We start from the raw sequence: 14921 nt of genomic DNA, 5'->3' as shown, positions 1-14921 counted from the left end.
TCGGGATGTCGCACCACCGGATGGGCTGATTGTATACAACTTCTGAAATCTTTTGTAAGCCTGTTTTTCCGCATTTCTTCCCTTTTGTCGCCTGAGAATCCCTTGCAATAAACCTGCCTGGTTGGTCAGCTAATGACGTGGGTGTCGGCATGGCGTCTGTATTTGCGACTGTATGGCGGCTTTAGGGAGGCGGCGACGGATGGGTTCAAAAAATTGTGTACAATTTGGCGATGGAATGTCTTAATAACGCCATTCCCGCACATCGCAGGCCGTTTGGCGTGATGATGGCCGTGTATTTTTTGCCCACAGATTGAACAAGAGGCGACAAGCAATGGGACGTTTGACCACACACGTACTGGATGCCGCGCATGGCTGCCCGGGCAGCTCGATCAAGGTCGAGCTGTATCGCGTCGAAGGCCAGCAGTTGGAGCTGGTTAACACCGCCCTGACCAACAGCGATGGCCGCGTCGATGCGCCGCTGCTGCAGGGTGACGATTACCGTACCGGCGTTTACCAGCTGCAGTTCAGTGCTGGCGCCTACTACCGTGCTCGCGGCGTACAGCTGCCGGACACGGCGTTTCTGGATGTTGTTGTGCTGCGTTTTGGCATCGACGAGCAGCAGGAGCACTACCACGTGCCGCTGCTGATCTCGCCGTATAGCTATTCGACCTATCGCGGAAGCTAGTTGGTCGCTAGAAGAATCTTCGTAGGTCCTTTGGCCCGCTCTCACACTGGCGGGCTTTTTTTCGTCTGGCGGAAAGTGATGGGGGGCGGCTTGGATGTTGTAGTGGCCATGAGATCGAGCGCCGCGGGGGCGGCGCTTGATCTTGAATGCACTGAAACTCTAAAGCCGGGTAATCAATGACTTAAAGGAACACGAACTTGGCAATGAAGATCGCGCACAGCACCCAGAGGCTGGCCGAGATTTCCTTGTACTTGCCAGTGCCCGCCTTCAATGCCACATAGGTGATGAAGCCCAGGGCAATACCGTCGGCGACCGAGAAGGTCAGCGGCATCATGATCACCGTGACGATCGCCGGAATGCTGTCGGTGGCTTCGTCCCAGTGGATATGCGCCATGCTGCCCATCATCAGCATGGCCACGTAGATCAATGCACCCGCAGTGGCATAAGCCGGAATCATCCCGGCCAGCGGCGCGAAGAACATCGCCGCAATGAACAGCAGCCCCACCACCACAGCTGTCAGGCCAGTCCGGCCACCGGCGGCCACGCCTGCGGCACTTTCTACATAGCTGGTTACCGGCGGCACGCCGACCACCGCGCCGAATACGCTGGACGCACTGTCTGCTTTCAACGCCCGTGACAGGTTTTCGATACGCCCATCAGGCGCCACCAGGTTGGCCCGTTGTGCCACGCCCATCAGGGTGCCGGCGGTGTCGAACATGTGCACGAAGAGGAATGCCAGCACCACGCTGATCATGCTGACGTTGAACACGCCGGCGACATCCATGGCCATCCAGGTCGGCGCCAGGCTCGGTGGCATCGATACCACCCCGCCAAACTTCACCAGGCCAAGCCCCCAGCCGGCGAGGGTGACGCCGATGATGCTGATCAGGATCGCGCCGAATACCCGTTTGTAGCTGAGGATGGCAATCGACAGGAAGCACACCGCCGCCAGCAGTGGGCCGGGTTCATGCAGCGAGCCCAGCTTGATCAGCGTGGCCGGGCTGTCGACGATGATACCTGCGGTCTTCAGGCCGATCAGTCCGAGAAACAATCCGACGCCGGCCCCCATCGCATGGCGCAGGCTCAACGGGATGCTGTTGAGCAGCCACTCGCGCACCTTCGACAAGGTCAGGAACATGAACAGCACGCCCGAGACGAATACCGCGCCCAGTGCCGTTTCCCAGTTGTAGCCCATGGTGCCGACCACGGTATAGGTGAAGAAGGCGTTCAGGCCCATGCCGGGCGCCAGGCCCACCGGCCAGTTGGCGTACAGGCCCATCAGCAGGCAGCCCAGCGCTGCGGCGATGCAGGTGGCGACGAAGGCCGCGCCGTGGTCGATGCCGGCGTCGGCCATGATGTTGGGGTTGACGAAGATGATGTAGGCCATGGTGATGAAGGTGGTCACCCCGGCGATCATTTCGGTTTTGACGGTGCTGCCGTGTTGCTTGAGTTTGAAAATCCGTTCCAGCCAGCTCGTTTCGAGCGGTGGGGCGAGATCCAGCGTAGGGGCTTCGGATTTGCGGCTTTCCACAGCGGGTACTCCTCAAGTCTTTCTTGTTGTGTCGGAGCCATTGTCCTGCGCATGCACTTGGCGGCTCCGCGAGGGGAAGGCAGACACCTGACCATTTTGTTGACTTATGGGTCAGGAAGTCGCACGGTGGATTATGCTTTTGTGTACAAAGAATGCAAATAATGTTTTATCTTTTGTGCGCACAAATGCGCGTACAACGGCTATATATGTGAAAGGCCACCTGCAGAAACGGGTCAGCCTGTGTACAATGGCGCCATACCTTGGTCCTTCATCCCTTTTCAGGACTTGCCAGCCACCCTCTGACACGCGTTACAGTCAAGGTCCGACTGGTGGATCCACGTGCTCGAGTGCCCATGAACGAACAGCTGCAACCTCTGAAAAAACCTGTGCGCACTGGCAAGGCCGGGCGCAGTGGTACCCAGGACGACATCGTCTACGCGCATATTTTCGAGGCGATCCTCGAACAGCGTCTGGCTCCGGGCACCAAGTTGAGCGAGGAAGCGCTGGGCGAGATCTTCGGCGTCAGCCGCACCATCATCCGCCGCGCCCTGTCGCGCCTGGCCCACGAAAGCGTGGTGCTGTTGCGGCCCAACCGCGGTGCGGTGGTGGCCAGCCCGACGGTTGAAGAGGCGCGCCAGGTGTTCTTCTCGCGGCGCATGGTCGAACGCGCCATCACCGAACTGGCCGTGCAGCACGCCACCCTCGACCAGCTCAACGAGCTGCGGCAGATGGTGCGCGAGGAGCGCGACAGCTTCTCCCGCGGCGATCGGGGTGCGGGTATCCGTCTTTCTGGCGAATTCCACCTCAAGCTGGCCGAAGCGGCGGGCAATGCGCCCCTGGTCAGCTTCCAGCGCAGCCTGGTGTCGCAGACCTCGCTGATCATTGCCCAGTATGAAAGCGGCAACCGCTCGCATTGCTCCTATGACGAGCACATGCAGCTGATCGATGCCATCGAAGCGCGTGACGCCGAGCAGGCGGTGAGCTTGATGATGCACCACATGGAGCACATCGACAGCAAGCTGAACCTGGACGAGGAGAGTGCTTCGGACGATCTGCATGCGGTGTTCTCGCACCTGCTGAAAAAGCCAAAGGTTTCGGCCAAGGGTTGATCGTTTGCCTCGGTAGATGTGGGGTTTTGCAGGCGCGGGCTTGCCCGCTCCTACACATCAGCCAAAGGTCTGCTAAATTCTTGTGAGCAAACCTTCATCAGGCAGTTGGGCTTGCGCATTCGTTGCGTTCAACTTCTTGAGGAATGGATTCATGAGCATGTCCCTCGGTAAACGCATGGGTGCCGAATTGATCGGCACCTTCTGGCTGGTCCTTGGTGGCTGCGGCAGTGCGGTACTCGCAGCCAGTTTCCCCCTCGGTATCGGCGTTCTCGGTGTTGCTTTCGCCTTCGGCCTTACAGTGCTGACCATGGCCTTCGCCATCGGCCACATTTCCGGCTGTCATCTAAACCCTGCCGTATCGTTCGGGCTGGTGGTGGGCGGGCGTTTCCCGGCCAAAGAGCTGCTGCCCTACGTGATCGCTCAGGTGATCGGCGCCATCCTGGCTGCGGGTGTGATCTACCTCATCGCCAGCGGCAAGGCCGGTTTCGAGTTGTCTTCGGGATTGGCTTCAAACGGCTACGCCGACCACTCGCCCGGCGGCTACACACTGGGTGCGGGTTTCATCAGTGAAGTGGTGATGACGGCGATGTTCCTGGTGGTAATCATGGGCGCCACCGACTCCCGCGCCCCAGCAGGTTTCGCGCCGATTGCCATCGGCCTGGCCCTGACCCTGATCCACCTGATCTCCATTCCGGTGACCAATACTTCGGTCAACCCCGCGCGTAGCACGGGGCCGGCACTGTTCGTCGGTGGCTGGGCCCTGCAGCAGCTGTGGCTGTTCTGGCTGGCGCCGCTGATCGGGGCTGCGATCGGCGGCGCGTTGTACCGGGGCCTGGCGAAAGAACCTTAGCGCTGGTGCACGCAACGCCCGGCGGCGTAGGTTTCCCGCACGGTGCGGTCATCGCCCAGGGTGGTGAGCACGAACAGGGTCTCTTCGATGCTGTTGGACTGCTGGATACGGTAGTCCAGCAGCGGCGTGGCCTTGTAGTCGAGCACGACGAAGTCGGCATCGTTGCCGGGGCGCAGGCTGCCGATGCGATCGTCCAGGCGCAGTGCGCGGGCGCCGCCGAGGGTGGCCAGGTACAGCGACTTGTAGGGGTGCAGGCGCGCGCCCTGCAACTGCATGACCTTGTACGCCTCGTTGAGGGTGTTGAGCAGCGAGAAGCTGGTGCCAGCGCCCACGTCGGTGCCCAGGCCTACGTTGACCTTGAAGCGCTCGGCCTGGGGCAGGTTGAACAGGCCGCTACCGAGGAACAGGTTGGACGTCGGGCAGAAGGCCACGGCCGAACCGGTTTCGGCCAGGCGCTGGCACTCGTCGTCGCACAGGTGCACGCCATGGGCGAACACCGAGCGCTCGCCGAGCAGCTCGAAGTGGTCGTACACGTCCAGGTAGCCCTTCTGCTCCGGGAACAGTGACTTGACCCAGTCGATTTCCTTGAGGTTTTCGGACAGGTGCGTGTGCATGTACACGCCTGGGTGCTCCTTGAGCAACTGGCCAGCGAGTGTCAGTTGCTCTGGCGTGCTGGTCGGTGCGAAGCGTGGGGTCACTGCGTAGTGCAGGCGGCCCTTGCCGTGCCAGCGTTCGATCAAAGCCTTGCTTTCGCTGTAACCGGACTCGGCCGTGTCAGTCAGGTAGTCAGGGGCATTGCGGTCCATCATCACCTTGCCGGCGATCATCCGCAGGTCGAGGCGCTCGGCTTCTTCGAACAAAGCGTTGACCGACTCCGGGTGCACGCTGCCAAACACCAGGGCGGTGGTAGTGCCGTTGCGCAGCAGTTCCTTGAGGAAGATTTTCGCGACCTGGTCGGCATGGCCCTTGTCGGCGAACTGTTTCTCGCACGGGAAGGTGTAGGTGTTGAGCCAGTCCAGCAGCTGTTCGCCGTACGAGCCGATCATGCCGGTCTGTGGGAAGTGGATGTGGGTATCGATGAAGCCTGGGGTGATCAACGCATCCTGGTAATGCACCACTTCGATGCCGGCATCCAGGGTCGGCAGCAGGTCGCTGGCGTGGCCGAGGGCGCTGATGCGGCCATCGTCGACCACCAGCAGGCCGTCTTCGTAGTAAGCGTGGGAGGCGTCAAGGCCGACTTCGGCCGGGTCGGCGATGCTGTGCAGGATGGCGGCACGGTAGGCTTTGCGGGTTGCGGTCATAAAGCGCTCGTCAAATGGCTTGGCTGCGCCGGGAGGGCGGCAGCAACTGGGCAATGGGGCCGGCGTTGGCGGCAGCGTCATGCTGGCCGAAGCAGGCGTTGTAGGTGGCAATGATTTCGCCGGCGATGGACACGGCGATCTCGATCGGCAGCTTGCCCTTGACCTCGGCAATGCCCATCGGGCAGCGCATGCGCGCCACGACGGCATCATCGAAGCCGCGCTCGCGCAGGCGGTGCTCGAACTTGGCCCGTTTGGTCTTCGAGCCGATCAGGCCGAACCAGGTGAAATCATTGCGTTTGAGAATGGCGGCGGTCAGTTCCAGGTCGAGCTGGTGGTTGTGGGTCATGACGATGCAGTAGCTGCCGGCTGGCAGGTCGGCCACTTCGTCGACGGGCTCCTCGTTGACCACCTTGGTCACCCCGTTGGGGATGAGCTCGGGAAATTCCTGTTCGCGCGAATCGATCCAGCGCACCCGGCAGGGCAACGCGGCGAGCAAGGGTACCAGAGCGCGGCCGACATGGCCCGCGCCGAACACCGCGATCTGCGCCTGCACGGCGGCCATTGGCTCGAACAGCAGCACGGTCACGCCGCCGCAGCACTGGCCGAGGCTTGCACCCAGGCTGAAGCGCTCCAGGTGCGGGGTGGTGCGCTGGTCTTCGAGCATTTGCCGGGCGATATGCAGGGCCTTGTATTCCAGGTGGCCGCCGCCGATGGTATCGAACAGCGCGGTGGCGCTGACGACCATTTTCGAGCCGGCGTTACGCGGGGTAGAGCCGCGTTCCTCGATGATGGTCACCAGCACGCAGGGTTCACCGCGGGACTGGTGGTCGGCGAGGGCGTTGATCCATTGGTGCATGATCCAACCTCTCTTCTGTCTACGCGGGCCTTGTGTAGGAGCGGCCTTGCGTCGCGAAAGGGCTGCGCAGCGGCCCCAGGATTTCAGCTTCGCTGCTGAGTTGGCTGGGGCCGCTTCGCGCCCCTTTCGCGACGCAAGGCCGCTCCTACACACACAACGGAGCGCAGGGTCAGTGGCTAACGGTTTCCAGTTCCTGCGATGCAGGCTGCGCGGCGGCCACCGCCTTGCGCATCTGCTCGCAACCCCACAACACCCGCTCTGGCGTTGCCGGGGCATCAACCTGGGGTTGCAGGCGATAGTCGGCAATGCTGGCCACGGCGTCCTTGATCGCGCACCAGGCGGCGATGCCAAGCATGAATGGCGGCTCGCCCACGGCCTTGGAATGGAACACCGTGTCTTCCGGGTTCTTGCGGTTTTCCACCAGCTTCACGCGCAGGTCCAGCGGCATGTCGGCTACCGCCGGCACTTTGTAGCTGGCCGGGCCGTTGGTCATCAACTTGCCCTTGGCATTCCACACCAGCTCCTCGGTGGTCAGCCAGCCCATGCCCTGGATGAAACCGCCTTCCACCTGGCCGATATCGATGGCCGGGTTCAGCGAGGCGCCGACGTCATGCAGGATGTCGGCGCGCAGCATCTTGTACTCGCCCGTCAGGGTGTCGACGACCACTTCCACGCAGGCTGCACCGAAGGCGAAGTAGTAGAACGGCCGGCCGCGAGCCTGGCTGCGGTCGTAGAAAATCTTCGGCGTGCGGTAGAAGCCAGTGCTCGACAGCGACACTTGGGCAAAGTACGCCTGCTGCACCAGTTGCTCGAAGCTGACGATCTGCTCACGCACGCGCACATGGCCGTTGCGGAACTCGACGTCTTCCTCGGTCACCTGGTAATGCCGTGCGGCGAACTCGGTCAGGCGCTTCTTGAGGATTTCGGCGGCGTTCTGCGCGGCCTTGCCGTTCAGGTCGGCGCCGCTGGAAGCCGCGGTAGGCGAGGTGTTGGGGACCTTGTCGGTGTTGGTGGCGGTGATCTGGATGCGGTCGAAGTCGACCTGGAAAATCTGCGCCACCACCTGCGCCACCTTGGTGTTCAGGCCCTGGCCCATCTCGGTGCCGCCGTGGTTCAGGTGGATACTGCCGTCGGTGTAGATGTGGATCAGCGCACCGGCCTGGTTGAGGAAGGTGGCGGTGAACGAGATACCGAACTTGACCGGGGTCAGCGCCAGGCCCTTCTTGAGAATCGGGCTGTTGGCATTGAAGCGGCGAATCGACTCGCGCCGCTCGGCGTAATCGCTGCTGGCCTCAAGCTCGGCGGTCATCTCTTCGAGCATGTTGTGCTCGACGGTCTGGTAGTAGTGGGTGACGTTGCGGTCGGTCTTGCCGTAGTAGTTGGCCTTGCGCACCGCCAGCGGGTCGCGGCCCAGGTGGCGGGCGATATGGTCCATCACCTGCTCGATGGCGACCATGCCCTGCGGGCCGCCAAAGCCGCGGTAGGCGGTGTTGGAGGCGGTGTTGGTCTTGCAGCGGTGGCCATGCACGGTGGCATCGCCCAGGTAGTAGGCGTTGTCGGAGTGGAACATGGCGCGGTCGACGATCGAGCCGGACAGGTCGGGCGAGTAGCCGCAGTTGCCGGCCAGGTCGAAATTGATGCCGTGCAGGCGGCCAGTGTCATCGAAGCCCACGTCGTACTCGACATAGAACGGGTGGCGCTTGCCGGTCATCATCATGTCTTCGACGCGCGGCAGGCGCATCTTGGTTGGCTGGCCGGTCAGGTGCGCAACCACCGCACACAGGCACGCCGGGCTGGCGGCTTGGGTTTCCTTGCCGCCGAAACCACCGCCCATGCGGCGCATGTCGAGGACGATCTTGTTCATCGGCACGTCCAGCACTTCGGCGACCAGCTTCTGCACTTCGGTGGGGTTTTGCGTGGAGCAGTAGACGATCATGCCGCCGTCCTCGGTCGGCATCACCGAGGAAATGTTGGTTTCCAGGTAGAAGTGCTCCTGGCCGCCGATATGCAGGGTGCCTTGCAGGCGGTGCGGGGCGCTGGCCAGGGCGGCGGCGGAGTCACCGCGCTGGTGGGTGTGGCTGTCGAGCACGAAGTGCTTCTTGCGAAACGCTTCGACCACATCCAGTACCGGCTCCAGGTCTTCGTATTCGATGATGGCCGCCATCGCTGCGCGGCGGGCGGTTTCCAGGTCGCGGGCAGCCACGGCGAGCACCGGCTGGCCGAAGAATTCGACCTTGTCGATGGCCAGCAGCGGGTCGCCGGCCACCACCGGGCCGATGTCCTTGAGGCCAGGGATGTCTTCGTGGGTGATGGCGATGCGTACACCCTCGAAGGCATAGCACGGCGTGGTGTGGACACGCAGGATGCGCGCGTGGGCGCGGTCGGCGGTGCGCGCATAGACGTGCAACTGGTTGGGGAATTCCAGGCGGTCATCGATGTACACCGCTTCGCCGGCCACGTGCTTGTCGGCACTGTCGTGCTTGACGCAGCGGCCGACCCCGGTGGTCAGGTCCTGGCTGAACAGTTCGGCCATCTCGGCCTGGCTCTTGGCTACGTGATGGTTAGACATAAGCGGTCACCCGGGTTTCGATGTGCGGTGTTTGCTGTTCGATGAAGTACTTGCGCAACAGGTTCTGTGCGGTCAGCAGGCGGTACTCCTTGCTGGCGCGGAAGTCGCTGAGCGGGGTGAAGTCTTCGGCCAGCGCCTGGCAGGCGCGCTCGATGCTGGCCTGGTTCCACGCTTTGCCGCGCAGGGCTGCTTCGCAGGCACGTGCACGCTTTGGAATGGCGGCCATGCCGCCGAAGGCGATCCGAACGCCGCTGACCACGCCGTTCTCGATGCTCAGGTTGAACGCTGCGCACACGGCGGAAATGTCGTCGTCCAGGCGCTTGGACACTTTATAGGCGCGGAAGGCCCAGTCATCGCTGGCGCGCGGTACGATGATCTTCTCGATGAACTCGCTGTCCTGGCGCGCGGTGATGCGGTAATCGATGAAGTAGTCTTCCAGCGCCAGGGTGCGCTGGCGTTCGCCCTGGCGCAGCACCACCTGGGCATCCAAGGCAATCAGCAGGGGCGGCGAGTCGCCAATCGGCGAGGCGTTGCCGATATTGCCGCCCAAGGTGCCTTGGTTGCGGATCTGCAACGAGGCAAACCGGTGCAGCAGGCCGCCGAAGTCGGGGTACTCGGCATTGAGCGCTTCATAGCAGTCGGTGAGCGGGGTGGCCGCGCCGATTTCCAGGTGGCTGGCGGTCTTGTCGATGCGCTTGAGCTCGGCCACGTGGCCGACATAGATCATCACCGGGAGCGTCTTGTGGAACTGGGTCACTTCCAGTGCCAGGTCGGTACCACCGGCCAGCAGGCGTGCTTCGGGGTGCGAGCTGTACAGGTCGGCCAGGTCAGCCACGGTCAACGGCACCAGGCAGCGCTTGTCGCCACTGTTGAGCTCGCCGGTCTGGGTCGGCGCGATGGCCTTGAGGCGGCTGATGGTCTGGGCTTGCTGGGCGTCGAACTGGTCGCGGCAAGGCTGGCGGCAGCTTTGCTCGGCAGCATCGAGGATCGGCCGGTAGCCGGTGCAGCGGCACAGGTTGCCGGCCAGGGCTTCCTGGGCCAGGTGCAGGTCGGGGCCTTGGCTGTTTTTCTGCAGGGCGAACAGCGACATGACGAAGCCTGGGGTGCAGAAGCCGCATTGCGAACCATGGCAGTCGGCCATGGCTTTTTGCACGCTGTGCAGTTCGCCCTGGTGCTTGAGGCCTTCGACGCTGATCAACTGCTTGCCATGCAGCGAAGACACGAAGGTCAGGCACGAATTGAGGCTGCGGTAGCGCAGGGTGTCCTGGCCCTGGTCGTCCTGGGTCAGTTCGCCGACCACCACGGTGCATGCACCGCAGTCACCACTGGCACAGCCTTCCTTGGTGCCGGGTTTGCCCAGGTGCTCGCGCAGGTATTGCAGCACCGTCATGTTCGGGTCCAGGGCGTGCTCATTACGCAGCTCCTGGTTGACGAGAAACTGGATCACGGGGGTGGCCTCGCAATGGTTTTATTGTTGTTGGGCGGACAATAAGCAGACCTGACGAACTGGTCAATATTTTTCTGACTCAAAGGTCAGGAAAATACGCATCTCTACACCCGGCCGAACACATTGCCTTTACTACAAGCATAGATCGCGCCGGGCAGGCGGCTGTCTGGCAGGCCAAATAAAGCGCAAGGCCCCTCTGCGCGCGTGCCGGTCAAGTACGCTACAATCCGCCCCTTGTGCCCAGTTCAATGATTTTGAAGGAAAACCATGACGTTCAAGGCCCCGGACAGCCTCTCCGAGCAGATTGCCGATTACCTGGCCGAACGCATCATCCGCGGCGAGCTGGCGCCAGGCGAGCGCATCCAGGAGCAAAAGGTCACCCAGGCGCTGAATGTCAGCCGCGGTTCGGTGCGTGAGGCACTATTGATCCTCGAACGTCGGCATCTGGTCGCGATCTTGCCGCGTCGTGGCGCTCATGTGACCAAGCTGGACGAGCGCAGCGTGCGCAGCCTGTGCAACTTGATGGGCGAGTTCTACATCCTGCTGGGCAACGCCGTTGCACAAAAATGGCGCCTTGAGGCCGACCTGCGCCCGTTTCTGGAGATCCAGCAGCGCCTGCAGCTAGCCCGCGACAAACGGGACATCAAGGTGTTCGTTGCCGAAAGCTTCGCGGTGATGCGGGCGGCCTATCCGTTCGCCGACAACCCTTACCTGCAGGAAACCGTAGAAAACCTGCAGCCGGCCATGAGCCGCGCCTACTACCTGGCCCTGGACCAGCGCCAGGCCAGCACCGACGACTACTTGCAGCTGTTCGCCTGCCTGCTCGAGGCCGTGGTCTCGCGCGACCTGCCGCGCATCCGCGAGGTGCTCACCGCTTACTGCCAGCGCAGCTGTGAACTGGTGCTGGCGGCGTTGGCCCGGGCCTGACCATGCGCCTCAAATGCATTCGCCTGGCCGGGTTCAAGTCGTTCGTCGACCCGACCACGGTCAACTTCCCCAGCAACATGGCGGCCGTGGTCGGCCCCAACGGTTGCGGCAAGTCCAACATCATCGACGCGGTGCGCTGGGTGATGGGCGAGAGCTCGGCGAAAAACCTGCGCGGCGAGTCGATGACCGACGTCATCTTCAACGGTTCCACCAGCCGCAAGCCGGTCAGCCAGGCCAGCATCGAGCTGGTGTTCGACAACAGCGACAACACCCTGGTAGGTGAATACGCGGCCTACGCTGAGATTTCCATCCGCCGCAAGGTGACCCGCGACGCGCAGAACAGCTACTACCTCAACGGCGCCAAATGCCGTCGCCGCGATATCACCGATATCTTCCTCGGCACCGGCCTTGGGCCGCGCAGCTACTCGATCATCGAGCAGGGCATGATCTCCAAGCTGATCGAAGCCAAGCCCGAGGAGCTGCGCAACTTCATCGAGGAGGCGGCGGGCATCTCCAAGTACAAGGAGCGTCGTCGCGAAACCGAAAACCGCATCCGCCGCACCCAGGAAAACCTGGCGCGCCTGACCGACCTGCGCGACGAGCTGGAGCGCCAGCTCGAACGCCTGCACCGCCAGGCCCAGGCCGCCGAGAAGTACCGCGAGTACAAGGCCCAGGAACGCCAGCTCAAGGCGCGCCTGTCGGCCCTGCGCTGGCGCGACCTGGACGAACGCGTACGCCAGCGCGAAGCGGTGATCGGCGACCAGGATGTGTCCCACGAGGCGTTGGTGGCCGAGCAGCGCAACGCCGACGCCAGCATCGAGCGCCTGCGCGATGGCCATCACGAATTGTCCGAACGCTTCAACCAGGTACAAGGCCGCTTCTATTCGGTGGCAGGCGACATCGCCCGGGTCGAGCAGAGCATCCAGCACGGCCAACAGCGCCTGCGCCAATTGCAGGACGACTTCAAGGAAGCCGAGCGCACGCGCCTGGAGACCGAGTCGCACCTAGGCCATGACCGCACCCTGCTGGCTACCCTTGGCGAAGAGCTGGCCATGCTGGTGCCTGAGCAGGAAATGACCCTGGCGGCCGCCGAAGAGGCCGCCGCCACCCTCGAAGAAGCCGAGCTGGGCATGCACGGCTGGCAAGAGCAGTGGGACACCTTCAACACCCGCTCCGCCGAGCCCCGGCGCCAGGCGGAAGTGCAGCAGGCGCGCCTGCAGCAGCTGGAAACCAGCCTGGAGCGCTTGGCGGAGCGCCAGCGCAAGCTGGCTGAAGAGCGCGACCTGTTGGGCGCCGAGCCACAGGATGCCGCCCTGTTCGAACTGGCCGAACAGTTGGCCAGTAGCGAAATGCTGCTGGACGAGTTGCAGGGGGCCGAAGAGCAAGTGGTCGAGCGCCTCGAAGGCACGCGCGAGCAATTGCAGCAGGCCACCCAGGCGCAACAGCAGGCGCAGGGCGACCTGCAGCGTCTGGGTGGTCGCCTGGCATCGTTGGAGGCCTTGCAGCAGGCTGCGCTGGAGCCTGGCGTGGGCGCCGCAGACTGGTTGCGCGAGCAAGGCCTGGCGCAGCGCCCCCGCCTGGCGGAAGGGCTGCGGGTCGAGCCGGGCTGGGAGCTGGCAGTAGAAACGGTGCTTGGCGCCGACCTGCAGGCGGTGCTGGTCGATGACTTCAACAACCTCGATTTCGCCGACCTGGAGCAAGGCGAGTTGCGCTTGCTGCTGGCCGGCGGCGAGGGTGCGCGGCTGGCGGGCAGCCTGCTGGACAAGGTCGAAGGGCGTACCGACCTGACGCCCTGGCTGGGGCAGGTAAAGCCGGTCGATGACCTGGCCCAGGCGCTGGCGCTGCGGGCCACCCTGAATGAAGGGCAAAGCCTGGTCAGCCGTGACGGTTACTGGGTGGGCCGGCATTTTTTGCGGGTGAGCCGAGGTGGCGAAGCCGAAGGCGGGGTGTTGGCCCGCGGCCAGGAAATCGAACGCCTGGGCCAGGAGCAGTTGGAGCAGCAAGCCGCCCTGGAGCATCTTGAGCAACAGCTTCAAGGCCTGCGCGAGCAGCAGTTGGGCTTTGAAGAGCAGCGCGAGCAGTTGCGCCGCCGTACCCAGGAAGAGAGCCGCCAGCATGGCGAGTTCAAGGCCAGCCTGTCGGCCAGCCGTGCCCGTGCCGAGCAAGTCGAATTGCGCCGCCGCCGTCTGCAGGAAGAACTGACCGAACTGCAGGAGCAGCGCGCCCTGGAACACGAGCAACTGGGCGAGGCGCGGCTGGTGCTGCAGGAAGCCCTGGACCTCATGGCCCAGGACACCGAACAGCGCGAGCAGTTGATGGCCCGTCGCGATACCCTGCGCGAAGGCCTCGATCGCGTTCGCCAGGAGGCGCGCCAGCACAAGGACCATGCCCACCAGCTGGCCGTGCGCCTGGGCTCGCTGCGCGCCCAGCATGACTCCACCCGTCAGGCCCTGGAGCGCTTGGAGCAGCAGGCCGCACGCCTGACCGAGCGCCAGGAGCAACTGAGCCTGAACCTGGAGGAGGGCGAAGCACCCCTCGAAGAGTTGCGCCTGAAGCTCGAAGAGCTGCTGGAGCGGCGCATGAGCGTCGACGAGGAAATGCGCCAGGCCCGCCTGCACATGGACGAGGCCGACCGTGCACTGCGCGACGCCGAAAAACGCCGCAGCCAGGCCGAGCAGCAAGCCCAACTGCTGCGCGGCCAGCTGGAGCAGCTGCGTTTGGAGTGCCAGGGCCTGGATGTGCGGCGCAAGACCCTGCAAGAGCAATTGCTGGCCGACGGTTACGACCTGCAAGGCGTGCTTGCCACGCTCGAAGCCGACGACAGCGAACAGGGCACCGAGCAGGCGCTGGAACAGACCGAGGCGCGTATCCAGCGCCTGGGCGCGATCAACCTGGCAGCGATCGAAGAATACGAGCAACAGTCCGAGCGCAAGCGCTACCTGGACGCGCAGAACGCCGACCTGGTCGAAGCGCTGGAGACCCTCGAAAACGTCATCCGCAAGATCGACAAGGAAACCCGCAACCGCTTCAAAGATACCTTTGATCAGATAAATGCTGGATTACAGGCACTTTTTCCAAAAGTTTTCGGTGGTGGCAGCGCTTATCTGGAACTGACGGGCGAAGATCTACTCGATACAGGGGTGACGATCATGGCGCGACCACCGGGCAAGAAGAACAGCACCATCCATTTGCTGTCCGGTGGCGAGAAGGCACTGACCGCCCTGGCGCTGGTGTTTGCCATTTTCAAGTTGAACCCCGCACCGTTCTGCATGCTCGACGAGGTCGATGCGCCGCTGGACGATGCCAACGTCGGGCGTTACGCGCGGCTGGTGAAGGAAATGAGTGAGAGCGTGCAGTTCATCTACATCACGCATAACAAGATTGCCATGGAGATGGCGGATCAATTGATGGGGGTGACCATGCACGAGCCCGGCTGCTCCCGCCTGGTGGCGGTGGATGTGGAGGAGGCGATGGCAATGGTCGACGCCTGATGAGCGAAGATAGGGCACATTCTGTAGTGAAATGGCCCCGTCATGTGCGACAGACGGTGTAAAGTTCTCTTTGGTCGTGCTAGCTTAATGTCACTCGTTTTTTGCGTGGGTAAAACGCCTGTCAGAACATAGAGTTGGCGCCACGTGTTAAAGGG

Annotated in this window: 10 protein-coding genes; 5 read left to right on the top strand and 5 right to left on the bottom strand. The window is 63.1% G+C overall.

The features are described from left to right. Nucleotides 1-331: 331 nt before the first annotated feature. A complete protein-coding gene (gene uraH / locus LJX93_RS18625; RefSeq protein ID WP_008091641.1) occupies nt 332-685 on the top strand; it encodes a hydroxyisourate hydrolase in 354 nt (117 codons plus the stop codon). Nucleotides 686-866: 181 nt separating this feature from the next. Here the strand turns inward: uraH and LJX93_RS18620 are convergent, their stop codons facing one another. Then, nucleotides 867-2216 (bottom strand): NCS2 family permease, encoded by a 1350-nt coding sequence (locus LJX93_RS18620; RefSeq protein WP_047583647.1) that lies wholly within the window; start codon nt 2214-2216, stop codon nt 867-869. Nucleotides 2217-2569: 353 nt separating this feature from the next. On the opposite strand from LJX93_RS18620, the gene LJX93_RS18615 reads away from it, so the two are divergent. After that, nucleotides 2570-3325, top strand: a complete 756-nt coding sequence (locus LJX93_RS18615; RefSeq protein ID WP_227696278.1) for a GntR family transcriptional regulator — start codon at nt 2570-2572, stop codon at nt 3323-3325. 151 nt (nt 3326-3476) lie between these two features. After that, a complete protein-coding gene (aqpZ, locus tag LJX93_RS18610; protein WP_227696277.1) occupies nt 3477-4175 on the top strand; it encodes an aquaporin Z in 699 nt (232 codons plus the stop codon). Here the strand turns inward: aqpZ and guaD are convergent. From guaD to xdhA, 4 genes are all read right to left on the bottom strand, one after another. Further along, on the bottom strand, nt 4172-5476 hold the full coding sequence (gene guaD, locus LJX93_RS18605) for a guanine deaminase (RefSeq protein ID WP_033699377.1): 1305 nt from the start codon (nt 5474-5476) through the stop codon (nt 4172-4174). The genes aqpZ and guaD overlap by 4 nt on opposite strands. Before the next feature lie 10 nt (nt 5477-5486). Continuing rightward, nucleotides 5487-6332, bottom strand: a complete 846-nt coding sequence (xdhC, locus tag LJX93_RS18600; protein WP_047583645.1) for a xanthine dehydrogenase accessory protein XdhC — start codon at nt 6330-6332, stop codon at nt 5487-5489. 169 nt (nt 6333-6501) lie between these two features. Beyond that, a complete protein-coding gene (gene xdhB, locus LJX93_RS18595; protein WP_227696276.1) occupies nt 6502-8901 on the bottom strand; it encodes a xanthine dehydrogenase molybdopterin binding subunit in 2400 nt (799 codons plus the stop codon). After that, nucleotides 8894-10348 (bottom strand): xanthine dehydrogenase small subunit, encoded by a 1455-nt coding sequence (gene xdhA, locus LJX93_RS18590; RefSeq protein WP_033699373.1) that lies wholly within the window; start codon nt 10346-10348, stop codon nt 8894-8896. The genes xdhB and xdhA overlap by 8 nt, the downstream gene beginning before the upstream one ends. Before the next feature lie 267 nt (nt 10349-10615). Between xdhA and LJX93_RS18585 the strand changes: the two genes are divergently transcribed. After that, nucleotides 10616-11275 carry a GntR family transcriptional regulator gene (locus LJX93_RS18585; protein ID WP_033699372.1) on the top strand — a complete coding sequence of 220 codons (660 nt, stop codon included), beginning with the start codon at nt 10616-10618 and terminating at the stop codon, nt 11273-11275. Nucleotides 11276-11277: 2 nt separating this feature from the next. Further along, nucleotides 11278-14766, top strand: a complete 3489-nt coding sequence (gene smc, locus LJX93_RS18580) for a chromosome segregation protein SMC (RefSeq protein ID WP_227696275.1) — start codon at nt 11278-11280, stop codon at nt 14764-14766. Nucleotides 14767-14921 lie beyond the last annotated feature (155 nt).

Origin of the sequence: Pseudomonas sp. HN2-3, from assembly GCF_020691745.1 — a bacterium.
Classification (GTDB): domain Bacteria; phylum Pseudomonadota; class Gammaproteobacteria; order Pseudomonadales; family Pseudomonadaceae; genus Aquipseudomonas; species Aquipseudomonas capeferrum.
Note: the sequence above shows the minus strand (reverse complement) of the source record. Positions and strands in the feature narration are given on the sequence as shown.

What these genes read in the sequence shown, in the direction of transcription:
- uraH (WP_008091641.1), top strand. Translation starts at nt 332, where the DNA reads ATGGGACGTTTGACCACACACGTACTGGATGCCGCGCATGGCTGCCCG.
- LJX93_RS18615 (WP_227696278.1), top strand. Translation starts at nt 2,570, where the DNA reads ATGAACGAACAGCTGCAACCTCTGAAAAAACCTGTGCGCACTGGCAAG.
- aqpZ (WP_227696277.1), top strand. Translation starts at nt 3,477, where the DNA reads ATGAGCATGTCCCTCGGTAAACGCATGGGTGCCGAATTGATCGGCACC.
- guaD (WP_033699377.1), bottom strand. Translation starts at nt 5,476, where the DNA reads ATGACCGCAACCCGCAAAGCCTACCGTGCCGCCATCCTGCACAGCATC.
- xdhC (WP_047583645.1), bottom strand. Translation starts at nt 6,332, where the DNA reads ATGCACCAATGGATCAACGCCCTCGCCGACCACCAGTCCCGCGGTGAA.
- xdhB (WP_227696276.1), bottom strand. Translation starts at nt 8,901, where the DNA reads ATGTCTAACCATCACGTAGCCAAGAGCCAGGCCGAGATGGCCGAACTG.
- LJX93_RS18585 (WP_033699372.1), top strand. Translation starts at nt 10,616, where the DNA reads ATGACGTTCAAGGCCCCGGACAGCCTCTCCGAGCAGATTGCCGATTAC.
- smc (WP_227696275.1), top strand. Translation starts at nt 11,278, where the DNA reads ATGCGCCTCAAATGCATTCGCCTGGCCGGGTTCAAGTCGTTCGTCGAC.